General features: G+C 72.8%; 24 protein-coding genes and 2 pseudogenes. 19 read left to right on the top strand and 7 right to left on the bottom strand.

Features of this window, described 5'->3' with window-relative positions; genetic code table 11:
* Positions 1–13: 13 nt before the first annotated feature.
* Positions 14–364, bottom strand: a complete 351-nt coding sequence (locus EDD90_RS08510) for a VOC family protein (protein WP_123972497.1) — start codon at positions 362–364, stop codon at positions 14–16.
* Positions 365–490: 126 nt separating this feature from the next.
* On the opposite strand from EDD90_RS08510, the gene EDD90_RS08505 reads away from it, so the two are divergent.
* From EDD90_RS08505 to EDD90_RS08470, 8 genes and pseudogenes are all read left to right on the top strand, one after another.
* Entirely contained in the window at positions 491–925 is a 435-nt protein-coding gene (locus EDD90_RS08505) for a phage holin family protein (RefSeq protein ID WP_123972496.1), read from the top strand.
* 189 nt (positions 926–1,114) lie between these two features.
* Positions 1,115–2,458, top strand: a complete 1,344-nt coding sequence (locus EDD90_RS08500) for an NAD(P)/FAD-dependent oxidoreductase (protein ID WP_185148988.1) — start codon at positions 1,115–1,117, stop codon at positions 2,456–2,458.
* Entirely contained in the window at positions 2,455–4,302 is a 1,848-nt protein-coding gene (locus EDD90_RS08495) for a transketolase (RefSeq protein WP_123972495.1), read from the top strand. The genes EDD90_RS08500 and EDD90_RS08495 overlap by 4 nt, the downstream gene beginning before the upstream one ends.
* 14 nt (positions 4,303–4,316) lie before the next feature.
* Positions 4,317–5,160, top strand: a pseudogene (locus EDD90_RS08490) (SRPBCC family protein); the annotation flags it as partial.
* On the top strand, positions 5,157–5,519 hold the full coding sequence (locus EDD90_RS08485; RefSeq protein ID WP_123972494.1) for a gas vesicle protein: 363 nt from the start codon (positions 5,157–5,159) through the stop codon (positions 5,517–5,519). The pseudogene EDD90_RS08490 and the gene EDD90_RS08485, both read left to right, overlap by 4 nt.
* A complete protein-coding gene (locus tag EDD90_RS08480; protein ID WP_123972493.1) occupies positions 5,516–6,292 on the top strand; it encodes a GvpL/GvpF family gas vesicle protein in 777 nt (258 codons plus the stop codon). Before EDD90_RS08485 ends, EDD90_RS08480 begins: the two co-directional genes overlap by 4 nt.
* Positions 6,289–6,390: pseudogene (gene gvpJ, locus EDD90_RS08475) on the top strand (gas vesicle protein GvpJ); the annotation flags it as partial. The gene EDD90_RS08480 and the pseudogene gvpJ, both read left to right, overlap by 4 nt.
* A 26-nt stretch (positions 6,391–6,416) precedes the next feature.
* Positions 6,417–6,701 (top strand): gas vesicle protein K, encoded by a 285-nt coding sequence (locus tag EDD90_RS08470; RefSeq protein WP_123972491.1) that lies wholly within the window; start codon positions 6,417–6,419, stop codon positions 6,699–6,701.
* Positions 6,702–6,721: 20 nt separating this feature from the next.
* On the opposite strand, the gene EDD90_RS08465 is transcribed toward EDD90_RS08470, so the two are convergent.
* The 3 genes from EDD90_RS08465 to EDD90_RS08455 form a co-directional block, all read right to left on the bottom strand.
* Positions 6,722–6,892, bottom strand: a complete 171-nt coding sequence (locus EDD90_RS08465) for a hydrophobic protein (protein ID WP_123972490.1) — start codon at positions 6,890–6,892, stop codon at positions 6,722–6,724.
* A 48-nt stretch (positions 6,893–6,940) separates the two neighbouring features.
* Positions 6,941–7,756, bottom strand: coding sequence for a class I SAM-dependent methyltransferase (locus tag EDD90_RS08460; protein WP_123972489.1), 816 nt, complete (start codon positions 7,754–7,756; stop codon positions 6,941–6,943).
* A 129-nt stretch (positions 7,757–7,885) separates the two neighbouring features.
* Positions 7,886–9,373 carry a bifunctional phosphatase PAP2/diacylglycerol kinase family protein gene (locus EDD90_RS08455; RefSeq protein ID WP_123972488.1) on the bottom strand — a complete coding sequence of 496 codons (1,488 nt, stop codon included), beginning with the start codon at positions 9,371–9,373 and terminating at the stop codon, positions 7,886–7,888.
* 71 nt (positions 9,374–9,444) lie between these two features.
* Here EDD90_RS08455 and EDD90_RS08450 point away from each other — a divergent pair, with 71 nt between their 5' ends.
* The 3 genes from EDD90_RS08450 to EDD90_RS08440 all read left to right on the top strand — a co-directional run bounded on the left by EDD90_RS08450 (position 9,445) and on the right by EDD90_RS08440 (position 12,263).
* Positions 9,445–10,104, top strand: a complete 660-nt coding sequence (locus tag EDD90_RS08450; protein ID WP_123972487.1) for a histidine phosphatase family protein — start codon at positions 9,445–9,447, stop codon at positions 10,102–10,104.
* Between the two features lie 196 nt (positions 10,105–10,300).
* Positions 10,301–11,920: an ABC-F family ATP-binding cassette domain-containing protein gene (locus EDD90_RS08445; protein WP_123972486.1), complete on the top strand. Its 1,620-nt coding sequence runs from the start codon at positions 10,301–10,303 to the stop codon at positions 11,918–11,920.
* A gap of 85 nt (positions 11,921–12,005) precedes the next feature.
* Positions 12,006–12,263: a DUF6158 family protein gene (locus tag EDD90_RS08440; protein WP_123972485.1), complete on the top strand. Its 258-nt coding sequence runs from the start codon at positions 12,006–12,008 to the stop codon at positions 12,261–12,263.
* 150 nt (positions 12,264–12,413) lie between these two features.
* On the opposite strand, the gene EDD90_RS08435 is transcribed toward EDD90_RS08440, so the two are convergent.
* Entirely contained in the window at positions 12,414–12,794 is a 381-nt protein-coding gene (locus EDD90_RS08435) for a DUF2795 domain-containing protein (protein ID WP_123972484.1), read from the bottom strand.
* 224 nt (positions 12,795–13,018) lie between these two features.
* Here EDD90_RS08435 and EDD90_RS08430 point away from each other — a divergent pair, with 224 nt between their 5' ends.
* From EDD90_RS08430 to EDD90_RS08420, 3 genes are all read left to right on the top strand, one after another.
* Positions 13,019–14,308 (top strand): hypothetical protein, encoded by a 1,290-nt coding sequence (locus tag EDD90_RS08430; RefSeq protein ID WP_123972483.1) that lies wholly within the window; start codon positions 13,019–13,021, stop codon positions 14,306–14,308.
* Positions 14,309–14,385: 77 nt separating this feature from the next.
* Complete coding sequence (locus EDD90_RS08425; RefSeq protein WP_123972482.1) at positions 14,386–15,669, top strand: aminotransferase class I/II-fold pyridoxal phosphate-dependent enzyme; 1,284 nt, start codon at positions 14,386–14,388, stop codon at positions 15,667–15,669.
* Complete coding sequence (locus EDD90_RS08420) at positions 15,666–16,784, top strand: MBL fold metallo-hydrolase (protein WP_185148987.1); 1,119 nt, start codon at positions 15,666–15,668, stop codon at positions 16,782–16,784. Before EDD90_RS08425 ends, EDD90_RS08420 begins: the two co-directional genes overlap by 4 nt.
* Before the next feature lie 86 nt (positions 16,785–16,870).
* On the opposite strand, the gene EDD90_RS08415 is transcribed toward EDD90_RS08420, so the two are convergent.
* Together EDD90_RS08415 and EDD90_RS08410 are read right to left on the bottom strand one after the other, a co-directional pair.
* Complete coding sequence (locus EDD90_RS08415) at positions 16,871–17,494, bottom strand: DedA family protein (RefSeq protein WP_123981017.1); 624 nt, start codon at positions 17,492–17,494, stop codon at positions 16,871–16,873.
* Between the two features lie 14 nt (positions 17,495–17,508).
* Positions 17,509–18,282 carry an MBL fold metallo-hydrolase gene (locus tag EDD90_RS08410; RefSeq protein ID WP_123972481.1) on the bottom strand — a complete coding sequence of 258 codons (774 nt, stop codon included), beginning with the start codon at positions 18,280–18,282 and terminating at the stop codon, positions 17,509–17,511.
* Positions 18,283–18,366: 84 nt separating this feature from the next.
* Between EDD90_RS08410 and EDD90_RS08405 the strand changes: the two genes are divergently transcribed.
* From EDD90_RS08405 to EDD90_RS08385, 5 genes are all read left to right on the top strand, one after another.
* The gene (locus EDD90_RS08405) at positions 18,367–18,798 is read left to right on the top strand and encodes a hypothetical protein (protein ID WP_123972480.1); all 432 of its coding nucleotides are present in this window, start codon (positions 18,367–18,369) and stop codon (positions 18,796–18,798) included.
* 87 nt (positions 18,799–18,885) lie between these two features.
* On the top strand, positions 18,886–20,934 hold the full coding sequence (locus EDD90_RS08400) for a phage holin family protein (protein ID WP_311737202.1): 2,049 nt from the start codon (positions 18,886–18,888) through the stop codon (positions 20,932–20,934).
* 185 nt (positions 20,935–21,119) lie between these two features.
* Complete coding sequence (locus EDD90_RS08395) at positions 21,120–22,181, top strand: ATP-binding protein (protein ID WP_123972479.1); 1,062 nt, start codon at positions 21,120–21,122, stop codon at positions 22,179–22,181.
* Positions 22,178–23,992, top strand: coding sequence for a DUF2201 family putative metallopeptidase (locus tag EDD90_RS08390; RefSeq protein ID WP_123972478.1), 1,815 nt, complete (start codon positions 22,178–22,180; stop codon positions 23,990–23,992). Before EDD90_RS08395 ends, EDD90_RS08390 begins: the two co-directional genes overlap by 4 nt.
* 58 nt (positions 23,993–24,050) lie before the next feature.
* Positions 24,051–24,476 carry an OsmC family protein gene (locus EDD90_RS08385; protein ID WP_123972477.1) on the top strand — a complete coding sequence of 142 codons (426 nt, stop codon included), beginning with the start codon at positions 24,051–24,053 and terminating at the stop codon, positions 24,474–24,476.
* Positions 24,477–24,523 lie beyond the last annotated feature (47 nt).

The raw sequence follows: 24,523 nt of genomic DNA, 5'->3' as shown, positions 1-24,523 counted from the left end.
CGGCGGCCGGGGATCAGTCCTGGTGCTGGTCGACGTACTCGAAGACCGAGCCGTCGGGGTGCATCGCGAGCAGGTTGCGGCCGACGGGCGTGGGCACCGGTCCCGCGATGATCGTCGCGCCGAGATCGCCGAGCAGCCGGTGGGCCGCCTCGACGTCCTTCACCGCGATCGTCGCGGCCACCTTGCGCAGCACCTCCAGCTCCGCCTCCGGGCCGCTCATCAGAAGGAAGGAGCCGACCGCGGCGACCTGGACGCCGCCGCGTTCGAAACGGAGGGCTCTGCCGCCGGAGAGGCGTTCGTAGAAGGGGATCGCGGTATCGAGGTCGTCGACGCAGATGCGCAGGGAGGCGCCCAGAATCTCCATGCGACGAGCCTAGTTGGCGCGGGCCGGGATGACGCCGCCTCCGGTGATCTCCCGTTGCGGTAATCCGTTACGGCGATCCGTTACGGCGATCCGTTACGGCAATCCGTGTCCGGGTACTCGGACGCCATGGAACACCTTGATCATCTGGAGCATCTGGACAAGGCCCTCGTCGACGAGCTGGCCCAGGTCGCGCGCGAGACCGTACGGGACGAGCTGCGCGAGCAGAGCCGGAAGCGGCGGCGGGCGGCGACTCTGTACGCGGCCTCGGGCGCGGTCGCCCTGTACGCCGGGGGCGCGGTGGCGCTGGCCGTGGTGCTGGCGTGGGCCTACGTGCTGCCGGGGTGGGCCGCGGCGCTGGTCACCGCGGTGATACTGGCTGTGGTCGCCTACGCTCTGAGGGAGGCTGCCCGGCCCAGCAGGCCGCATGCTCCGCACCGGGTCGTCGAAGGGACGGCGCCCGCGGCGCCGCCGAGCGGGCTGGGGCTGCCGTATCCGCCCATGCCAGGGGCTCCGCCGGTGCGGCCGGGTACGGATCCGGAGTCGCCTCATCACCGGAGCTGACGGGGAGCGCCGTTGCGATGCGATGGGCCGTCGGCTGCGGGTCGTGGGCGGTTGCCCGCACAGTTCCTCCCCCGGCCTTCGCCCGGGGGCAACCTCAACGCGCCTGACGGGGTGCTTTCAGCAGGCGGCGTTTCGGAGTATTGCCTACGGTTACGTGGGAGGACCTCGTCGTACTGCCGGAGGCGTACCGTGAGTCGTCGACCCCGGATCGTCATCGTCGGCGCCGGGTTCGCCGGGTATCGCGCGGCCCGTACCCTTTCCCGGCTTGCCCGGGACCGTGCCGACGTCACCCTGCTGAACCCCACCGACCACTTTCTGTATCTGCCCCTGCTGCCCCAGGTCGCCGCTGGGATTCTCGACCCCCGGCGGATCGCCGTGCCGCTTTCCGGCGCCCTGGACGGGGTGCGGGCCGTGCTCGGGGAGGCGGACCGTGTCGACCTCGACGGGCAGCGCGTGCACTACACCGACCCCGAGGGCACCGGCCGCAGCCTCGGCTACGAACGGCTGGTGCTCTGCGTCGGAAGTGTCAACAAGCTGTTGCCCGTCCCCGGTGTCGCCGAGCACGCGCACGGCTTCCGGGGACTGCCCGAGGCGCTCTATCTGCGTGATCATGTGATCCGCCAGATCGAGCTGGCCGCCGTCGCCGAGGATCCCGGTACCGCCGCCGCACGGTGCACCTTCGTCGTCGTCGGCGCCGGGTACACCGGGACCGAGGTCGCCGCCCAGATGCGGATGCTCACCGTCGGACTGGCCCGCCGCAACCGCCTGCCGCACGGGGTGCGGCCACGCTGGCTGCTGCTGGACGTGGCGCCCCGTGTGCTGCCGGGGATGGACGAGAGGCTGTCCCGTACGGCCGACAGGGTGCTGCGCCGGCGCGGGGTCGAGGTGCGGACGGGGACCTCCGTGCAGGAGGCGACCCGCGACGGGGTGCTGCTCTCCGACGGGGAGTTCATCGCGTCGCGGACCCTGGTGTGGTGCGTCGGGGTGCGGCCCGATCCACTCGTCGAGGACACCGGGCGGCCGCTGGAGAAGGGGCGGCTGATCGTCGATCCGTATCTCCGGGTCCCCGGCTGCCCCGACGCGTTCGCCTGCGGGGACGCGGCCGCGGTGCCCGACCTGGTGAACCCCGGCGCGTTCACGCCGATGACCGCCCAGCACGCCTGGCGACAGGGCCGGGTGGCCGGCGAGAACGTGGCCGCCTCGCTCGGTCTCGGCGGGACCCGGCGCCCCTACCGCCACCGCGACCTGGGGTTCCTCGTCGACCTCGGCGGCCTCCAGGCCGCCGCCGACCCGCTCGGGGTGCCCCTTTCCGGCCCGCCCGCCGGACTGGTGACCCGCGGCTACCACCTGGCGGCGATGCCCGCGGGCCGGGTCCGGGTCGCCGCCGACTGGCTGCTGAACGCCGTACTGCCGCGCCAGGGCGTCCAGTTGGGCCTTGTGCGGTCCTGGTCGGTGCCCCTGGACACCGCCTCGCCGGAACTGCCGAAGGCCCCCGAATCCGTTACGGACGCTCCACCGGAAGGAGCCTCATGAACACCGCCGAACTCGTCGAACTGGCCCAGCAGTTGCGCGTCGACAGCGTGCGGGCGGCCGCCGCGGCCGAGTCCGGACATCCGACCTCGTCGATGTCCGCCGCCGATCTGATGGCGGTCCTGCTCGCCCACCACCTGCGCTACGACTTCGAGCGGCCCACCCACCCCGGCAACGACCGCTTCGTCCTCTCCAAGGGCCATGCCTCGCCGCTGCTGTACGCCGCGTACAAGGCGGCCGGCGCCATCGACGACGCCGAACTGCTCACCTTCCGCAGGCTCGGCAGCCATCTGGAGGGGCACCCCACTCCGCGCCGGCTACCGTGGGTCGAGACCGCGACCGGGTCCCTCGGGCAGGGCCTGCCGGTCGGCGTCGGAATCGCGCTGTCCGGGAAACGGCTGGAACACGGCCGCTACCGGGTCTGGGTGATGTGCGGGGACAGCGAGTTGGCGGAGGGCTCCGTGTGGGAGGCCGCCGAACACGCCGGTTACGAGCATCTCGACAACCTCACCCTGATCGTGGACGTCAACCGGCTCGGCCAGCGCGGCCCCACCCGGCACGGTCACGACCTCGACGCATACGCCCGCCGCTTCCGGGCCTTCGGCTGGCACGCCGTGGAGATCGACGGCCACGACGTGGACGCCGTCGACCGGGCCTACGTCGAGGCCGCGTCCACCCCGGGACAGCCCACCGTGATCCTCGCCCGTACCCGCAAGGGCCGGGGCGTCGCCTCCGTCGAGGACCGGGAGGGCATGCACGGCAAACCGCTGCCCGATCCCGAGGAGGCCGTCGCCGAACTCGGTGGAATCCGCGATCTACGGGTCCATGTGAAGGAGCCGCCGGCGGCGCGCGCACTGCACTCCGTGCCCACCGGACCGCTCGAACTCCCGCGCTACGACAAGGGCGACGAGGTTCCCACCCGCGACTCCTTCGGCAAGGCGCTCGTCGCGCTCGGCACCGCCCGTGCCGATGTCGTCGCCCTGGACGGCGAGGTCGGCGACTCCACCCGGACCGAGCTCTTCGGCAAGGAACACCCCGACCGCTACTTCGAGTTCTACATCGCCGAACAGCAACTGGTCGCCGCCGCCGTCGGCATGGCCACGCGCGGCTGGGTGCCGTACGCCGCCACCTTCGCCGCCTTCCTCACCCGGGCCCACGACTTCGTGCGCATGGCCTCCGTCAGCGGCAGCGGCATCAACCTGGTCGGCTCGCACGCGGGCGTCGCCATCGGGCAGGACGGGCCCTCCCAGATGGGCCTGGAGGACCTGGCCATGTTCCGCTCCGTGTACGGCTCGACCGTGCTCTACCCGTGCGACGCCAACCAGACCGCCAAGCTCGTCGCGACGATGGCCGGGCTCGACGGCATCCGGTATCTGCGCACCTCACGCGGGGCGAGCCCGGTGATCTACGGCCCGGACGAGGAGTTCCCGGTCGGCGGCAGCAAGGTGCTGCGCTCCTGTGACGAGGACCGGCTCACCGTGGTCGCCGCCGGAGTCACCCTGCACGAGGCGCTGAAGGCCGCCGACGCGCTCGCCGAGGACGACATCCGGATCCGGGTCGTCGACCTGTACTCCGTGAAGCCCGTCGACCGGCACACACTGCACCGGGCCGCCGAGGAGACCGGCTGTCTGCTCACCGTCGAGGACCACCACGAGGAGGGCGGCCTCGGCGACGCGGTCGCGGAGGCGTTCGCCGACGGCAGGCCCGTACCGCGCCTGGTCCGGCTCGCCGTACGCACCATGCCGGGCTCGGCCGCGCCCGACCAGCAACTGCACGCCGCGGGCATCGACGCCGAGGCGATCGCCACGGCCGGCCGGCTGGTGGTCGAGGAGGCGATCGTGCGCTGACCGCCGGCGAGTGCGGACGGGCCGCCGGTGCGGGCGGTCCGACGGCCGGTGGCGGTGCACCGGCCCGACAGGGTGAGCAGGTCCTCGTCGCAGGACCGCAGCGTATTGCTGCCGCGGACACCTCCGCCCTCGCCCACCTCGCCGACCATGCGGAGGGCACCGTGATGGACCAGGTCAAGAGCCCCGGGGGCGGCACGGGGAAGGGCAAGGGAGGGGGCCAGAAGCCGACCGTCATCATCGAGTCGGTCGACGTCGGTGTGCCGGTGCGCACCGCCTACGACCAGTGGACCCGCTTCCAGGACTTCAGCACCTTCGCCAAGGGCGTCAAGAGCGCCAACCGCGCCGACGACATCACGTCGGACTGGCAGGGCAAGATCTGGTGGTCCAGCCGCAGCTGGAAGGGCAAGACCGTCGAGCAGATCCCGGACTACCGCATCCAGTGGTCGTCCCAGGGCGCCAAGGGCACCCACAAGGGTGTCGTCACCTTCCACCGTCTCGACGACAACCTCACGCACGTGCTGCTGGTGATTGAGTACTACCCGAGCGGTTTCTTCGAGAAGACCGCCAACATCTGGCGTGCCTCGGGCCCGCCTGGACCTCAAGCACTACGCCCGCCACATCACCCTCAAGGGAGAGGTGGACGACGGCTGGCCCGGCGAGATCCGCGACGGCGACGTCGTCCGCAGTCACGAGGACGCGGTGGCGGAGGAGGAAGAGGAGCGGAACGAGGACGAGGAGCGGGACGAGGAGCCGTACGACGAGGCGGAGGACGCCGAGCAGGGGGAGGATGAGGAGTACGAGGACGAGAACGAGGAGGGACCCGAGGACGAGTACGCCGGGTCAGGGAGCCGTCGATGACGATGGCCGGCCGGCTGCCCGAGCCCTACGGACGTGACGGCGGGGGCGCCAACCTCGCCGACATCCTGGAGCGTGTCCTGGACAAGGGCATCGTCATCGCCGGTGACATCAGGATCAACCTGCTCGACATCGAGCTGCTCACCATCAAACTCCGTTTGGTCGTCGCCTCCGTCGACCGGGCGAAGGAGATGTGCATCGACTGGTGGGAGTACGACCCGGAGCTGTCCGCCCGTGCCCGCCGCGAGCAGCTCAACCGGGAGAACCGCGAGCTGCGGGAGCGGCTCGCGGCGCTGGAGGCGCTGGAGGCGCTGGAGGCGCTGGAGACCGGGCGCGGACAGCGACAGGAGGACGATCGATGACCGCACAAGCCGGACTCCGGTACGTGTACGCCGTCTGCCGCCCCTTCGAGGCGGCCCTCCAGTCCCAGCTCACCGGCGTGGCCGGCGCCCCGCCTGGTCTGCTGAGGCACCACGGTCTGGTCGCCGTCGTCAGCAAGGTCCCGGAGGGGGACTTCGCCGAGGAGCCGCTGCGGGACCATCTGGAGGACCTGGACTGGCTGGCCGCGACCGCACGCGCCCACCAGGGCGTGATCGACGCGCTCACGACGGTCACCACGCCGCTGCCGCTCGGGCTCGCCACGGTCTTCCGGGACGACAGCGGCGTACGGGTCATGATGGAGGCCCGCGAGGCCGATTTCCGGCACACCCTCGACCGGCTCGAAGGGCGGGTCGAGTGGGGGGTCAAGCTGTACGCCGACCCGCCGGAGCAGGAGTCCCCGCCCGCCGGGAAGCCCGCCAGCGGGCGGGACTATCTGCGGCAGCGGCGGAATCGCACCCATGAATACGAGGAGAAGCGGCGGGCCGCCGAGGAATTCGCCCGCACCCTGCACGAGCGGCTTTCCAGACGCGCCGAGGATTCCCGGCTGCACCCTCCGCAGAACGCGGCGCTCTCCGGAGTTCCCGGGCAGAACCTCCTCAATGCGGCTTATCTCGTGGCGCGTGCGGACTCCGAGGAATTCGTGGAGCTGGTCGACCGTACAAAGGACGAGGCGACGGGGATGCGGGTGGAACTCACCGGGCCCTGGGCGGCCTACTCCTTCTCCGAACCGGCCCAATCGCGGGAGTCGCCGTGACCGTCGTCGAACGCCGTGAGGTCGCCCTGGTCGATCTGCTCGACCGGCTGCTGGCCGGCGGCGTCGTCATCACCGGCGACATCACCCTGCGCATCGCAAGTGCCCGCACCCTGGGCGAGCAGGCATGAGTGAGCGACGCAACCGGCTGGACCTGGACCCGGACACCGTCGAGCGCGACCTGGTCAAACTCGTGCTGACCGTGGTGGAGTTGCTGCGCCAGCTGATGGAACGCCAGGCGCTGCGCCGCTTCGACACCGGGGACCTCACCGAGCAGCAGGAGGTGCGGATCGGACTCACCCTGATGCTCCTGGAGGACCGCATGACCGAGCTGCGGGACCGCTACGGACTGCGGCCCGAGGACCTGAATCTGGACCTCGGGCCGCTGGGGCCGCTGTTGCCGCGTGAGTGACTCCGGCAGGGCCGGCGGTGTCACCACCGATACCAGCGCCCCCTGCCGCCGGCGCCGGTCGTGCCACGCACCAGGAATCCCAGAAGCCAGAGCACCAGTACGACGAGTGCGATCCACCAGAGCAGTTTCACCGCGAATCCGGCACCGAACAGAATCAGGACCAGAAGCAGTACCAGCAGAATGGGAACCATAGTGTGAACCTCCTGTGGACCGGGTTTCCCGGAATCCACGGATCAGGCTCACTTACGGCACAGAATTTCTCCGTGCAGCACGGCGAACCAGCCGTCCTCCTGCCCCGCCCACTCCCGCCAGGCCGCCGCGATGGCCGCCAGCTGCCCGGTGGTCGCGTGACCTCCCTCCGTGGCCCGCTCGGCATAGGAGGAGGCGACCGTGCGGTCCGCCCACAGCCCGCCCCACCAGGCCCGTTCCTCGGCCGTGCTGTACGTCCAGGTGCCGGAGGTGGCCGTGATGTCGGTGAGCCCGGCCGTCAGCGCCCAGGACCGCAGCCGCCGTCCGGCGTCCGGCTCGCCCCCGTTGGCGCGGGCGACCCGCCGGTACAGCTCCAGCCAGTCGTCCATACCGGGCACCGCCGGGTACCAGGTCATCGCCGCGTAGTCCGCGTCCCGTACGGCGATGAAGCCGCCGGGCTTGGTGACCCGGCGCATCTCGCGCAGTGCCTGCACCGGATCGCCCACGTGCTGGAGCACCTGGTGGGCGTGGACCACGCAGAAGGTGTCGTCCGGGTAGTCCAGCGCGTGCACGTCGGCGGCCGCGAAGTCCACGTTCGTCAGCCCGCGTCCGGCGGCGGTCGCCCGGGCCTGGTCCAGGATCGCCGGCGCGTGGTCCACGCCCGTGACATGTCCGTCGGGGACCAGCTCCGCCAGGTCGGCGGTGATGGTGCCCGGACCGCAGCCGATGTCCAGGATCCGCATGTGGGGCTTGAGCGAACCCAGCAGATAGGCGGCCGAGTTGGCGGCGGTTCGCGAGGTGTGGGACCGCAGCACCGACTCGTGGTGCCCGTGCGTGTAGACGGCGGTCTCCTGTGGCTTCGACATGGCTCAACCCCTTGGCGTCATACCGGCGGACGGGGTCGGGCGACCCCGTCCCGCGGTATCCGCAACGCTACGCCCGCGTGCCGAATGATGAGACCCGCGTTTTACTATATGGACTGACGGAAAGTCATTTCAGGGCAGTGGCCGGTACACGGTCAGCGCCTTCGGTAGCTTGTCCACCGCCAACTCGCCTACTACATCGGTGACTTCACCGTCGTAAGCGAGCGGAGTGCCGGTCGTCAGACCGGTCAGGCGCAGTCGGCGCACCCGTACCTCCGCATGCGCGGGGGAGCGTGCGATCGGGCCCGCGAGGGCGGCGGAGAGCAGGCGGACGGCGGGGTGTCGGCCGCCGTGCACCACCCGTACGTCCAGCTGCCCGTCCGCCAGGTCGGTGCGGCGGGCCGGGGCCAGGCCCATCCGGTGATAGAGGCAGTTGCCGACGAACAGCAGCCACAACGGGTGCCGGGAGCCGCCGAGTTCGACCTTCATCGGATGCCGGTCCGCGCGCAGCACGCGCAGCACGGCCAGCACCTCGGCGGGCCGCCCGCCGATCCGGTGCGCCCAGCGCTCCCGCTCCCGGACCAGTTCCGGGTAGACGCCCAGGCTCAGCGTGTTGAGGAAGAAGCCCTCCTGGTCGCCGGTGGTGAAGCGGCCGACGTCCACCTGGACGGCCTCGCCCTCGCGCACCGCCCGGGCCAGGCCCCGGCCGTCCTCCACGCTCAGGTCGAGGGCGAAGTGGTTGAGGGTGCCGCCGGGCAGGACCGCGAGCGGCAGCCCGTGGCGCATGGCCGTCCGGGCGGCCGCGTTCACGGTGCCGTCGCCGCCGCACACCCCCAGCGCCCGCGCCCGCGCCGCCGCCTTCTCCAACTCGGTCTTCACCTCGTCCGGTTCGCACTCCACCAGCTCCGCCCTCGGCAGCTCGTCGCGGAGCACCCGTACCCGGTCGACACTGCCGGAGGCCCGGTTGGCCACCACCACCAGACCGTCTCCGTCGGGCAGCGCCGGGGCCTCGGTGCGGGGCCGGGGCGGGGGGCCGGTCCGCGCCCGGGTCGGCACCATCGCGCGCACGGCGAACGCGGCACCGATGCCCAGCGCCGCGCCCGCGAGCACGTCGCTCGGGAAGTGCACACCCGTGTAGACCCGGGACATGGCGACGGAGAACGCCACGGGCGCCACGACCGCGCCCCATGCCGGGGACTCCAGGGCGACCCCGGCCGCGAAGGCCGCCGCCGACGCGGCGTGCCCCGAGGGGAACGACGTGGTGATCGGCTGCCGCTTCAGGTGCCGTACCGCCGGCACCGGATCCAGGACCGGCCGCGGCCGGCGCACCGACCGTTTGCCGAGGGTGTTGATGGTCAGGGACGCCAGGCTCAGCGAGGCCAGGCCGCGGGCGGCGGCCCGGCGGGCGCGCGGGGTGCGCGACGCGGCCACCGCGGCCGCCGCCGCGAACCACAGCACCCCGTGGTTGGCGCTCCGGCTCAGCCGCGGCAGCACCGGCTCCGCGAACGGCCAGTTCCGCTCGGCGGCCACCTCGAACAGCCGGTAGTCGAGAGCGAGCAGCCGGCCGCGCAGCGGATGCCGGCCGGGCTTGGGGACGGTCAGGTCGACGTCTGGGCTCATGCGGGTCCGGGTACCCTGAAGTCGCCGTTTCCTGTCGATGCGCGGTGCGGTCGAGTGAGAGGAACCCCCGGATGCGCCTGCTCCTCATACGCCACGGACAGACCCCGACCAACGTCGACTTCCTGCTCGACACCGCCGTACCCGGCCCCGGTCTGACCGCGCTCGGCGAGCAGCAGGCGGCGGCTCTGAACGGGGCCCTCGCCGGCGAGGACATTGCCGCCCTCTACGTATCCACTCTGACCCGCACCCAGCTCACCGCCGCGCCGCTGGCGGCCGCCCGTGGCCTCGACCCGATCGTCCGCGACGGCATCCGGGAGGTCTCCGCGGGCGACCTGGAGATGCTGCCCGGCCACTCCGAGGCCGGTGAGCAGTACATGCGGACCGTGTTCGCCTGGGCGGGCGGCGACACCGCGCTGCGCATGCCCGGCGGCGAGACCGGGGACGAGGCCCTGGCCCGCTACGACGCCGTGATCGCCGAGGCCGCCGCGAGCGGCGCCGGCACGGTCGCGATGATCAGTCACGGCGCCGCGATCCGCCTGTGGACCGCGGCCCGCGCCGACAACGTCGACGTCCCCTACGCCGCGTCCCGCCCGCTCGACAACACGGGCGTGGTCGTCCTGGAGGGCTCCCCGGCCGACGGCTGGAAGGCCCTGTCCTGGGAGGGCGCGGTCGTGGAACCGACAGGGGTGAGCGGACCGACGGGCGAGCCGCTGGAGCCGGCCGCGGAGTAGGGGGGCGCCGGTGAGTCCCGGGTGCGGGCGCGTTGTGGTTGCTCGCGCAGTTCCCCGCGCCCCTTTCAGGGGCGTCCACTCGGCGCCCCTTCAGGGGCGCGGGGAACTGCGCGACCAGCCCCCACCGGGCCGCACCCGACGGACTACTCGATAACGGTTTGCCCCAGGTCGGTGGTGCCCCGCAGAATCCCTGACCATGGGACATCTGGAAGCCGCGCACCTCGAGTACCACCTCCCCGACGGGAGGGCCCTGCTCGGCGATGTGTCCTTCAGGGTCGGCGAAGGGGCGGCCGTCGCCCTCGTCGGTCCCAACGGTGCCGGCAAGACCACCCTGCTTCGGCTGATCTCCGGCGAGCTCAAGCCGCACGGCGGCACCGTGACCGCGAGCGGCGGCCTCGGCGTGATGCGCCAGTTCGTGGGCTCCGTACGGGACGAGACGACCGTCCGCGACCTGCTGGTGTCGGTCGCCCCGCCGGGGATCCGCGAGGCCGCGCGCACCGTCGACCAGGCCGAGCACGGCATCATGACCGTCGACGACGAGGCCGCCCAGCTGCGCTACGCGCAGGCCCTCTCCGACTGGGCCGAGGTGCGCGGCTACGAGCACGAGACGCTCTGGGACATGTGCACGACGGCCGCGCTCGGGGTGCCCTACGAGAAGGCCCAGTGGCGGCAGGTGCGCACCCTCTCCGGCGGTGAGCAGAAGCGGCTGGTGCTGGAGGCGCTGTTCCGCGGCGCCGACGAGGTGCTGCTGCTGGACGAACCGGACAACTACCTCGACGTCCCCGGCAAGCGCTGGCTTGAGGAGCAGCTGAAGGAGACCCGCAAGACGGTTCTGTTCGTCTCCCACGACCGGGAACTCCTCGCCCGCGCCGCCGAGAAGATCGTCTCCGTGGAGCCCTCGCCGGCCGGCGCCGACGCCTGGGTGCACGGCGGCGGCTTCGCCACCTACCACGAGGCCCGCCGGGAGCGCTTCGCCCGCTTCGAGGAGCTGCGCCGCCGCTGGGACGAGAAGCACGCACAGCTGAAGAAGCTGGTGCTGACGCTCCGTCAGGCCGCCGCCGTCTCCCACGAGATGGCGTCCCGGTACGCGGCCGCGCAGACCCGGCTGCGCAAGTTCGAGGAGGCCGGCCCGCCGCCGGAGCCGCCGCGCGAGCAGGACATCAGGATGCGCATCAAGGGCGGCCGTACCGGCGTACGGGCCGTCACCTGCGCCGGACTCGAACTGACCGGTCTGATGAAACCCTTCGACCTGGAGGTCTTCTACGGCGAGCGGGTCGCCGTCCTCGGCTCCAACGGCTCCGGCAAGTCGCACTTCCTGCGGCTGCTGGCCGGCGAGGACGTGGCGCACACGGGGCAGTGGAAGCTGGGCGCGCGGGTGGTGCCCGGACACTTCGCCCAGACCCACGCCCACCCCGAGCTGCAGGGCCGTACCCTCCTCGACATCCTGTGGACGGAACACTCCCAGGACCGCGGCGCGGCCATGTCCCGCCTGCGCCGCTATGAGCTCACCAACCAGGCCGAACAGACCTTCGATCGCCTCTCCGGTGGCCAGCAGGCCCGCTTCCAGATCCTCCTGCTGGAGCTGCAGGGTGTGACCGCGCTGCTACTCGACGAGCCGACCGACAACCTCGACCTGGAGTCCGCCGAGGCTCTCCAGGAGGGGCTCGAGGCCTTCGACGGCACGGTGCTCGCCGTCACCCACGACCGCTGGTTCGCCCGCTCCTTCGACCGCTATCTGGTCTTCGGCACTGACGGCCGGGTCCGCGAGACCCCCGAGCCGGTCTGGGACGAGCGCCGGGTGGAGCGCGCACGCTAGACGACAGGCCCGGGAGCCCGGACCTTCGTACAGTGGATGCAGGAATCCGGACCGCCGGGACCCACACGACGAGCGGGGTACCACCATGACCGGAGTCGACCCCAGCCGGCTGGACGACCAGCAGCTCATGAAGGAGCTGGAGACCATCCACCGGACGCGCCACGACACCCTGCTGTACGGCTCCAACGACGCGCTGCGCGCGCACAACGAGCGCATGGCCCAGCTGGAGGGTGAATACCTGCGCCGCAACCCGCGCCGCGTCGTCGCCGCCGGCCGCACCCGGGAGGGCGCCCGGGAGCGGAGCTGCGCGGAGGTGGCGGCACCGCAGACCCCGGCGAGCTGAGCCCGGCGGACCGACCCGCCGCAGGTCACGCCGGTCGACCGGCCGGCGCCCCGAACGAGTCCGCCGAGGTGCCGCGGTCCTCGGTACCGCGCCGCCGGCGGGCAGGGCTGCCCGCCGGCGGCGCGGTTTCCTCGACGTCGTCGCTCCGGTTCACTCCCCGCCGATCACCGCCTCCGCCAGCGCCAGCAGGTTGCCGTAGCGCTTCGAACGCGGCAGCCCGGACACCCGCTGGACCAAGGCGTCGGGGGCGTTCCCGCGGCGCAGCACGCCGGCCAGCTCCCTCGGCTGCGCCGGAAAGTCGTGCCGGGTCAGGGACCGGGCCAGCTCCAGCCGTATCGTCGCGAGCGACGGCCGCTCACTGCTCCACGGCATCACCGGGGCGCGGAACACTTCCGGATCGTCCTCAGCGGGCGGTTCGGGGTCGTTCCAGTCCTCGGTACGCGTCGGATGCCCGGACCTGAGCAGCCCGCGCAGCTCATGCTTCATCTCGTCGTCCCGGCGAACACTCAGCCGGTCACTGCCTCGCTGCATGTCTCCCTCCAGGTACATCAAGGGGTGCGGAACGCGTACCCGGGGAGGCGGGACCGACACGGGGATCCGGGGGCGGATCCTTCGGGCGCCCGGTCACCTGAACGGAGGCGCAAGTCCCGCGAATGGGGGTCGGCCGCGCGCGGCACGGCGTGGGGCGGGCTGTGATGGCTGCGGGGGCACGAGCCGCGTGTCTCCGGAGTCGTACGTCCTGAGGAGCCCACGCCATGCGCCGCACCGTTCGCGCCCTGTCCGCCGCCGTCCTGGCGGGTGCCGCGTTGGGCGCCGCCGGTGGTACGGCCGCCGCGGCCGACCCCGCCGCCGAGGCGGCCCCGGGCAAGGCCCGGCCCGGGGCCACCGTCACCGTCTCCGTCACCTGCGAGGGCGGCGGCGGGCAGGCGCCCGCGACCCTGGACGCCTCCTCACCGGCGTTCGCCGAGCACACCGTACGGCTGACCAAGGTCGGTCAGGGCACGGCCGGCCTTGCCTACCGGGGCACCGCCCAGGTCGCCGCCGGAGACACGGAGAAGGCCTATACGGAGGGCAACGCGACGGATGCCACGGCCGGCACCGAGCGGACCGGCGCCTCGAACGTCGACGGGACCTGCCCGGCCGCCGGCGGGGGACGGGCAAGGCCCTGGAGCGCGCACTTCACGATCGACCGGGGCGACGGCAGCGACGTCCCTCCGGAACTCGGCGGCACGGATTTCCTGCGCGACGACGGCGTGGTTTCCCCGGGAGTGGGTGGCACGGTTCCTCGGGGGGACGACGGTTCGGGTGTCCGAGCGGATGACGGCTCGGTTCCTCGCGGGGACAGCGGCGTGGTTCCGCCGGTTGCCGGTGGCACGGCGCCTCCTCTGGGGGACGACGGAACGGCCCCGCGCGGGGGCGACGGGACGGGTGCCCGCGGGGGTGACGTCACGGGTTCTCGTGGGGACAGCGGCGTGGTTCCGCCGGTTGCCGGTGGCACGGCGCCTCCTCTGGGGGACGACGGAACGGCCCCGCGCGGGGGCGACGGGACGGGTGCCCGCGGGGGTGACGTCACGGGTTCTCGTGGGGACAGCGGCGTGGTTCCGCCGGTTGCCGGTGGCACGGCGCCTCCTCTGGGGGACGACGGAACGGCCCCGCGCGGGGGCGACGGGACGGGTGCCCGCGGGGGTGACGTCACAGGCTCCCGTGGGGACGATGCCACTGGTCCTCGGGGGGACGACGAGACGGGTTCCCGGGGGGACGGTGAGCGGCCCTGTGCCGGTGGGCAGTTGTCGTGCGGGGGTGACGGGCGGACGTGCGGTGAGTCGAAGGGTGCGTCCTGTGAGGGCGGGCAGGAGTGTGGCGGGGCGCGTGCTGGTGACGCGTCCTGTGTTCCGCCGGGAGTGCAGCACGGGGTGGAGGCCGGGGAAGGGGGCGCCTTCACCGACTCGGTTCCCGCTCTCGTCGCGGGTGCGGTGCTGATCGCGGCCGCCTGCGCCGGCGCGGCGTACCGGCTGTGGGGCGGCCGGTTCCGCACCGACGGCTGAGCCGGCCGCCGCGGCCGACGGCGGTGCACGGCCCGGACCGGACAGCACTCGGCACCACGGACTGCGCGGAGGCGGACATGCGGCGGACGGATCCCGAGGGCCACGCGGGGCCCGGCCTGCACACGCTTCCCGAGGGCCACGGACCCGTCCGGTACGGGCCGGCCCCGCCCGACGACGGGCTGCCCGTCCTGCCCGAGCTCTCCGCCGCGCTGGCCGCCGCCGCGGGCCGGGGCGGGGAGGAGCCCGTCGGCGGCGGGGCCACGCTGATCGACGCGGCCTGCGGGTACTGGGAGCGGCGCGGACTGGCCGTCACCGGTGATCGCGTGGCCGCGGGCCCCGGCGCCCCCGCCCTGCTGCTCGCCCTCACCGCCGCGCTCGGCGGCGACGTCCTCGTGCCGCGCCCCTGCGCCGCCTGGTGGGCGCCGTACGCCAGACTGCTCGGCCGGCCCGTCTTCCATGTGCCCACCCCGGCCGAGTCCGGGGGCGTACCCGACCTGTACGCGCTGCTGGAGACCGTGCGCCGGGTCCGGGACGAAGGCGGTGACCCGCGGCTACTGGTGCTGTCGATCGCGGACGACCCGACCGCCACCGTCGCCCCGCCCGAACTGCTGCACGAGACGGTGGAGGCGGCCGGCAGCGAGGGCCTCCATCTGGTCAGCGACGAGACCTGGCGCGACACCCTGCACGCCCCGCGCGCCACCGTGCTGCTGAGCCCCGCCGAGATGCTTCCGGAACGGGTCAGCGTCGTCACCGACCTGGCCGGCGCGCTGCTTCCGGCCGGCTGGCCCGCCGCCGTCGCCCGGTTCCCCGAGGGCGACACCGGTACGGCCCTGCACGCGCGCGTGCTCGACGTCCTCACCGCGATGGGCGCCCGCCTCGCCGGCCCGGTCGCGGTCGCCGCCGGCTACGCGCTCGACGAGCCCGAGCCCGTCGTCGTACGCCGGGAGGCTGCCGTACGCCTGCACGCGCGCCTGGCCGCCGCGGCGCACGGCGTGGTGGTCGCCGGCGGGGGGCTGGCCCGGCCGCCGCAGGCCGGCCGTCATCTGTACGCCGACCTGGAACCCCTGCGCGCCGCGCTCGGCGCCCAGGGAGTCGGCGACGCACAGGAGTTGGAGGACTTCCTCGGTGCCCGGCTCGGTATGCCCGCGCCCGGCGGCCACCGCTTCGGCGACGACCTCGCGGCACTGCGGGTACGGTTCGCCACCGGGCCGCTGCTGGGCCGCACCGACGAGGAACGCCTGGAATGCCTCATGTCACCCGCACCGTTGGAACTGCCACACGTGCAACGCGCGTTGATGTCCTTGGGGTCGGTACTGGACGGCCTCCGCGACGATGCTCGGCGATGGGAGCCTCCTCGATGACGCAGCAGACGCATGAGCCCGAGTCAGGGTCCGTCCTGCCGGCCGCCCCCACAATGACAGCCGCCACCACCGGGGACGCCGCCACCTCCACGGCCCCGGCTCCGCATGCGCCGCCGTTCCCGCCGCTCGCCGACCCCCGGCCCCTGGGCGAACTCCGCGTCTGGCCGCGGACCTTCCACGACCGTCTGACCGCCCCGCTGCCGGGCCTCAAGGCGATGGCCCGTTTCGCCCGTGAGGGGTCCGTCCGCCCCGGCCGCGAGGGGCTCGCCGACATCCCCCGGCTGCCCTACGAACCCGGCCCGCTGCCCCGCGTCGACACCGACACCGTCGCCGTCACCTGGGCGGGACACGCCAGTTGGGTCGTCCGGATCGGCGGCCTGACCGTCCTCACCGACCCCGTCTGGTCGCGCCGGATCCTCGGCACCCCCGCCCGGACCACCCCCGTCGGCGTCGCCTGGGAGACCCTGCCGCGCGTCGACGCGGTCGTCATCAGCCACAACCACTACGACCACCTGGACGCCCCCACCCTGCGCCGACTCCCGCGCGACACCCCGGTGTTCGTGCCGGCCGGGCTCGGCCGCTGGTTCCGGCGCCGCCGCTTCACCACCGTCACCGAGCTGGACTGGTGGGAGGCGGCCGAACTCTCCGGCATCCGCTTCGACTTCGTCCCCGCCCACCACTGGTCCAGGCGCGGCCTCGCCGACACCTGCCACAGTCTCTGGGGCGGCTGGGTCCTCACCGCCCCCGACGGCCGGCGCGTCTACTTCGCCGGCGACACGGGCTACGGCCACTGGTTCTCCCGTATCGGCCGCCGCTACCCCGGCATCGACCTGGCCCTCCTCCCCATCGGCGCCTACGACCCCCGCTGGTGGCTCAGCGACGTCCACTGCGACCCGGAGGAGGCGGTCCGGGCGGCACAGGACCTCGGCGCACAGCGGATGGCGCCCATGCACTGGGGCACGTTCATCCTCTCGGCAGAGCCGGTCCTGGAACCGCTGACGCGGGTACGGGCGGCCTGGGCGAGTGCGGGGCTGGACCGGGTGAACCTGTGGGATCTGCCGGTGGGCGGCTCAAAAATCCTGGAACGGACGGCACTTCAAAGCGCCGTCGACTAGGGCGCCCCCTTGGGGGCGCGGGGAACTGCGCGAGCAACCACAACGCACCCGCGCCCCACAACGCACCCGCGCGCCGCAACACACCCTCACACCGTAGACCGAACCCGCCGCCACAAACCCGGTGCCACACTGATGACCACGGTCAGCGCGACCGCCACCACGACCCCCTCCCACGGCTCCGGGAACAACGACCCACCCAGAATCCCGATCACCTGATAGGTCGCCGCCCACGCCAGACACGCCGGCGCGTTCCCCCGGGCGAACCGCCTGAGCGGCCAGTCCGCCAGCAGACACGCCAGCATCACCGGGATACGACCGGCCGGCACCAACCGCGACAGCACCAGCACCGACACCCCGTGCTCGGCCAGCTTCGCCTGCGCCTGCTCCAGCCGGTCCTGCGGCGCCCGTCCCCGGATCGCCGCCAGCCACCGCGACCCGTTCCTCGACCCCATCCCGCGCCGCCCCAGCCAGTACAGCGCCGCGTCCCCCAGGAACGCCGCCAGGGAAGCCGTCACGAACACCAGCGCCAGAGCGAACGGCGCGGTCTGGTGGAACGCCACCACCGCCGCCGAACTCACCAGCGCCCCCGTCGGCACCACCGGCACCAACGCGCCTATCAGCACCAGCAGAAACAGCGTCGGATACCCGATCGCCTGCTGCGTGGACTCGGTAGCGGGCGAGGTCGCCGCCGTGGATCCGGCGGCCGCCATGACCACCAGCAGTCTCACCGTGCGACCTCCAGCCGCACACGCTCCCCGTGGCCGAGCTTGTGCACCGTCACCTGCGGCGCGTACTCGGCCGCGAGGCGCACGAACTCGTCGCCCGGTGCATGGAACTCGTGCGGGCGCACCGCGTCCATGCCGATCGGCCAGTACGTCCCGTAGTGCACCGGCACCGCGCTGCGGGGTGCCAGCGCGGCCAGCGCCCGGGCCGCCCGCCCGGCGTCCAGGTGTCCCTCGCCGAGATACGGCCCCCACCCGCCGACCGGCAGCAGGGCCACGTCCACCGGCCCGACCACCTGGGCCATCTCGTCGAACAGCCCGGTGTCCCCGGCGAAGTACGTCCGTGCCGCGCCCTCGACGACATACCCGAGGGCGGGGGAGCGGTGCGGGCCGACCGGCAGCCGCCGGCCGTCGTGCAGCGCGGGTACGGCGCGCACGACCAGGGGGCCGACGTGCACCTCGTCCCCGACCCCGACCTCCGTGATGCGCAGCCGGTCCAGACGCCGGAGCGCGGGTATCGCCCGTGGTGCGCCCCGGGGCACCAGCAGGCGCGTACCCGGCGCGAGCCCGGCGAGCGAGGGGACGTGCAGATGGTCGGCGTGCAGATGGGAGACGAGCGCGAGGTCCGCATGCCGGGCCTCGGACGGGGGCGGGGCGCCCCGGCGGCGGCGCAGATGCGCGAGCCGGCGCGCGAACAGAGGATCGGTGAGCACGCGTACGCCCGAATCCTCGATCGTGCAGGTGGCGTGACCCCACCAGGTGATCTCCACCGGCACCTTCTTTGCCTCCTTCGCGCGACTCCCCGAAGCCTACGTGCAGGAGTATGGTCGGCGGCGAAACCCGGAGGTGAGGGGGACGCCATGGGACAGTCGCGGGGTGCCTCCGGCGGGCTCGCGCCGGTGCGGGTGACCGCGATCGCGAGTCTGACGCCCCTGGAGGAACTGGAGATCGACCCCTTCCTGGTCGACTCCCGCAGCCAGCACGCGATGTGCGCCCGCTGGGCCGTGGAACACGGGTACGTCATCGCCCGCGAACTCCTGGTCCGCGGCCTGCGTCACGACCACAGCGCCCTGTGGGCGGGGGTCCGGCCCGGCCTCGACGTCTTCGTCGCACCCAGCAGACGGGTCCTGGAGAGCGCGCTCTCGTCGGTCGACGACTTCACGGCCGAGTGCGCGCGGCGCGGGGTCCGGGTGGAGACCGTGGGCCGTGCCGAACCACGCTACGACGCCCGCATGAAGGCCATGATCCACCGGAGACTGTCGATGCCCACGGCCGGGTACGACGGCAGGTGAACCCGCTTGCGCCCCGCCGCCGTATGACAGTGTTGCCCGCACGGGACCCGCGGCCGGCGCGGGGCGTGGACGTGAGGTCGGTGGGGCGTGCGGTGGCGGCGGGTCGTCAGTCAGATCGGGCGGAGCGTCACGGTGTGGGCGGTCTCCACCGTCACGATGCTGGTGCTCGCCGGGATCCTGCCCGACTTCCAGCTGCAGTCCCCGGACGGTGACAGCGCCACCCGGATCGCCGTGACCGCGGCCCTCGGCGCCGGCGCCTTCGGTGTGCTGTCGGCCGTCGTATGGCCCCTTCTCGTACGGCTGCTGCTGCTCGTGCCCGCCCTCGTTCTCGGCCTGCTGGTCTTCTTCCTCAACGGCTCCCTCCTCCTCGTAGCCCTGCGGATCAACCCCTCCGGGCAGAGCGAGGCCGCGCCGGAGACCGCCGTGATCGTCGCCGCCGTGATGTCCGCCGTCGCCTCCGCCACCGGCGGTGCCCTCGCCGTCCGCGACGACGACGCCTACCGGCGCCGGCTCTCCCGCCTCGCCACCCGCCGCCGCACGTCCCATCCGCCGTGCCCGGCCGTCCCCGGCACTGTCTTCCTCCAGCTCGACGGAGTCGGCCACGACGTCCTCACCGCCGCCGTCGACAAGGGCCTGATGCCCACCGTGGCCCGCTGGCTCCAGGACCCCACCCACCGGCTCACCCCCTGGCGCACCGACTGGTCCAGCCAGACCGGCGCCAGCCAGCTCGGCATCCTGCACGGCTCCAACTTCGACGTCCCCGCCTTCCGCTGGTACGAGAAGGAGCACCGGGAGGTGATGGTCTGCAACCGGCCGACCAGCGCGGCCGAGCTCCAGCGCCGGGCCGTCGAGCGCACCGCCGACGGGGGCCTGCTCACCCTGGACGGCGCCAGCCGTGGCAACCTCTTCAGCGGCGGCGCCGACGAACAGGCGCTCGTCCTGTCCATCGCCACCCGGCGCCGGGGCCGGGAGAACCGTTCCCGCGCCGGTTACTTCGCCTACTTCTCCGACCCCGCCAACGCCGTCCGTACCGCCCTCTCCTTCTTCGCCGAGGTCGTCCGCGAGATCGGCCAGTCCACCACGGCCCGGCTCCGCAAGCAGCGGCCGCGCGTCAAACGCGGCGGCCTCTACCCCTTCGTCCGCGCCTTCGCCACCGTCGTCGAACGGGACGTCGTCGTCGCCGCGGTCATGGGCGACCTGCTCGTCGGCCGCAGCGCCGTCTACGCCGACCTGGTCGCCTACGACGAGGTCGCCCACCACTCCGGACCGCACAGCCGCGACGCCGAGAAGGTGCTGGAACGCCTGGACCGCGCCCTCGCCCTGATCGAGAAGGCCGCCGAACACGCTCCGAGGCCGTACAGGATCGTCGCCCTCTCCGACCACGGCCAGAGCCCCGGCGAGACCTTCCGCGCCCGCTACGGGCTCACCCTCGGCGACCTGGTACGCGCCGGCTGCGGGCTGCCTGTGCCGCGGCAGGCCGAGCGAACTCACAGCGGTACGGAGGCGCGGGCCGCGGTGCGCGCGGCGCTGCGTCGGCCGGTCGAGGAGGGCGGGGAGAAGCACCGGCCCACCCGGGGCTCCGAGCCGATCGTGCTCGCCTCCGGCAACCTCGGCCTGATCTCCTTCCCGGACGTGCCGCACCGGATGGCCAAGGAGGAGATCGACGCGCGGTACCCGGCCCTGCTCACCACCCTCGCCAACCATCCCGGCGTCGGGTTTCTGCTGGTGCGCAGCGAAGCGCACGGTGGAGTCGTGCTCGGTGCGTACGGTGCGGAGGTGCCGGTCGAGAGGCTCGACGGGGATGCGGGGCCGCTGGCGGTATTCGGGGCGGGCGCGGCGGACGCGGTACGGCGGACCCACTCGTTCCCGCACACCGCCGACGTCATGGTGAATTCCTGGTACGACCCGGAGTCCGGCGAAGTGCTGGCGTTCGAAGAACAGATCGGGTCGCACGGGGGGTTGGGGGGTGCGCAGGGTCGGCCGTTCTTGTTGTCGCCGGTTGATTTCTCGGCGCCGGTGGGGGAGAGGGAAGAGCTTGTGGGGGCCGAGGCCGTGCATCGGGTGCTGCGGCGGTGGATTCGGGAAGCGGACGGGCCGCAGGTTCCGGTGACCGAAGAGGAGGAGAAGGCGGCGTAGTTCGTTCACTGCGGGCCGGTGGGGGCTGGTCGCGCCCACGCGGCGGAGCCGCATATTGATACAGCCCCGCGCCCCTACAGGGGCGCTCCACGCCGGCCCCCTGGAAATTCAGCTGCGTCCAAGGTGCCCCCGGCTCACACTGTTCGAGTCGCAAACGTCTCGAACATCCCCCAAGGAGCAGCCTCTTGCAGGCAGCCGTCACTGTCACGCCCTCCCGTATCCCCGAACTCCTCCTCGGTCTCGCCACCGTCCGGCCCGTCTTCATCTGGGGGGCGCCCGGCATCGGGAAGTCCTCTCTCGTGCGGGAGTTCGCCGAGTCGCTGGGGCTGGAGTGTGTGAGTCTGCTCGGTACACAGCTCGCGCCCGAGGACCTGATCGGCGTCCCGCAGATCCGCGAAGGGCGGTCGGTGTTCTGCCCGCCCGAGGCGATCGCCCGGGACGAGCCGTACTGCCTGTTCCTCGACGAGCTGAACGCGGCCACGCCCGACGTCCAGAAGGCCTTCTACTCGCTGATCCTGGACCGGCGCATCGGGAACTACGAGCTGCCCAAGGGCTCGATCGTGATCGGCGCCGGCAACCGGGCCACCGACAACGCTCTGGCCCGGCCCATCGCCTCCGCCCTCGTCAACCGGCTGGCCCACGTCCACCTGGAGGCCTCCGCGCACGACTGGCTCGCCTGGGCCGCGGGCAACGCCATCCACCCCTGGATCCTGGACCATCTCACCGACCGGCCCGATCACCTGTGGTCCAAGCCGCCGAAGACCGAGGAGCCGTTCTCCACCCCGCGCTCCTGGCACATGCTCTCCGACGCCCTGCACTCCTTCGGGCGCGACCTCGACGAGGAGACGCTGAAGGTCCTCGCCCACGGCACGCTGACGCCCGCGCACGCGACCGCCTTCTGCGGTTACGTCAAGATCGTGCGGAGCCGCTTCGGCATCGAGGCGATCCTCAAGGGCGACGCCGGCTGGCCGCATCGCGTCGAGGACCGTGACCTGCTGTACTACCTCGCCGAGTCGTTCCGGGGGCGGCTCGTCAAGGAACTGCCCGTCGACAAGGAGCACATGTCGGCGAACGGCCGGCAAACCGCGTACCGCGCCAAGTCGCTGCTGGTGCAGCTCGCCGAGATCTCCGTCGAGGTCGCCCAGACCGTCATCGCCTCCGACACCGACGGCAACCCCGTGCTGCCCGCCTGGTTCCTGATCGAGGCGGCCCGGGACATGCCCCGGCTCGTGGAGGCCCGCCGGTGAGCCGAACCGCTCCACGGAACAACCAGAAGAACCAGAAGAAACCGGACCCCGCCGCGGAGAACTTCGCGGCCGGCGTCGAGCTGCTGCGCGCCAACCCCGCCCTGCGGGCCGTCGAGTTCACCATCTGCCGGCACGAGAAGTGCGAACTCGCGCCCCACGAAGGGCTGGTGCGCGCCGACTCCGACGGCGTACTGCATGCCCACGCCACCCGCCGCGCCGAACCCGCCGAGTGGGCCTGGGCGCTGGCCCACTGCACCATCCACCTCGGCTTCGGCCACCTTCCGGCCGCCACCGGCCCGCGCACCCAACCCGACCGCTACGACCTCGCCGCCCGCTGCACCGTCGTCAACCGCTTCCTGCAGACCTTCCCGGTCGGCGAGACGCCGGACCACCTGCCCGCGTCGTACCCGGACGGTGACGAGGAACAGCTCGCCGCCCGCTGGCGGCGCGCCGGAGGCATTCCGGCCGCCTACGAGCGCGCCGGCACCAGCGGCGGCGAAGCCGACCAGCTGCTGCTCTCCTGGAACCAGTGGGCCGGCCAGGTCCCCGACTGGCAGATCGGCTTCGCGCACGCGCTGACCCGCACCATGTCCCGGGCGATGGACCTGGCCGGCGGCCGCCGCACCTCCATGTCCGGGCCGCCCACCCCGCTGCGCCCCTGGGAAAAGGCGCTGAGCTGGTTCATCTCCTCCTACCCGCTGCTCGGCGGCATCGCGGCCGGCATCAAGCTGGTCGCCGACGCCGAACTGGCCCGCGCCCACGACATCGCGGTTGCCGCCGTCAACCCCGAGGCCGGCGAGATCTACATCAACCCGCTGCGCACGATGGACGACGAGGAATGGCGGTTCGTCCTCGCCCACGAGATGCTGCACGCCGCCCTGCGCCACGGCGACCGCCTCGGCAGCCGCGAGCCCTACCTCTTCAACATCGCCTGCGACTACGTCATCAACGGCTGGCTGGTCGAGATGCGGGTCGGCACCATGCCCGAAGGGCTGCTGTACGACCCGGAGTTGAAGGACCTGTCGGCGGAGGAGGTCTACGACCGGATCGCGGGGGATCTGCGGCGGATCCGCCGTCTGGCCACGCTGCGCGGCAAGGGGCGCGGTGATGTGCTGGGCGCGCCGCTCGGACCGCCCGGTGCCTATGTCGACCTCGACGAGTTCTACCGGCGAGGTCTGTGCCAGGGGCTCGACCTGCACCAGACCCAGGACCGGGGTCTCCTGCCCGGCGGGCTGGTCGAGGAGATCCGGGCGCTCAGCCATCCGCCGCTGCCCTGGGACGCCCAGCTCGCCCGCTGGTTCGACGAGTTCGTGCCACGCCCGGAGGCCGTACGGTCGTACGCCCGCCCCTCGCGCCGCCAGTCCTCCACCCCCGACATCCCGCGCGCGGGGCGTTACTTCCCGCCCGAGGAGGTCGCCCGCTGCACCTTCGGCGTGGTCCTGGACACCTCCGGCTCCATGGACCGCACCCTGCTCGGCAAGGCCCTCGGAGCGATCGCCTCCTACGCCGAGGCCCGTGACGTACCGGCCGCCCGGGTCGTCTTCTGCGACGCGGCCCCGCACGACGCCGGGTATCTGCCGGCGACCGAGATCGCCGGCCGGGTCCGGGTGTACGGGCGCGGCGGCACCGTCCTGCAGCCCGGCATCGACCTGCTGCACCGCGCGGACGACTTCCCGCCCACCGCCCCGCTCCTGGTGATCACCGACGGCTGGTGCGATGTACTGCGGGTCCGGCGCGAGCACGCGTACCTGATCCCGCAGGGTGCGCGGCTGCCCTTCAGCGCAAGGGGACCCGTCTTCCGGGTGCGCTGAGCCCGGATGTGATCGGATGGGACCTGCGAAACCGGTCCACTCGCCGAAAGGAACAACCGTGGCTACCACGCGTACCGCACACACCGTCTGGGAAGGCAGCCTCACCGAGGGCAACGGTGTCATCACCTTCGACTCCTCCGGTATCAGTGAGCAGCCGGTCACGTGGGCCGCCCGCTCCCAGGAGGCGAACGGCAAGACCAGCCCGGAGGAGCTGATCGCGGGGGCCCACTCCAGCTGCTTCTCCATGGCGCTGTCGCACGCCCTGGCCGGAGCCGGTACCCCGCCTACCAGGCTGGTCACCAACGCCGACGTCACCTTCCAGCCGGGCACCGGCATCACCGGCATCCACCTGACCGTCGAGGGCACGGTCCCCGGCCTGGACGAGGACGGCTTCGTCGCCGCCGCCGAGGACGCCAAGAAGAACTGTCCGGTCAGCCAGGCCCTGGCCGGCACCACCATCACCCTGTCGGCGAAGCTCGCCTGACCGCCGTACCCCGCCCGGTGCCGCGTCCCCGTCCGGGGGCGCGGCAC

The organism is Streptomyces sp. Ag109_O5-1 (assembly GCF_003814875.1).
Classification (GTDB): Bacteria; Actinomycetota; Actinomycetes; order Streptomycetales; family Streptomycetaceae; genus Streptomyces; species Streptomyces sasae.
Note: the sequence above shows the minus strand (reverse complement) of the source record. Positions and strands in the feature narration are given on the sequence as shown.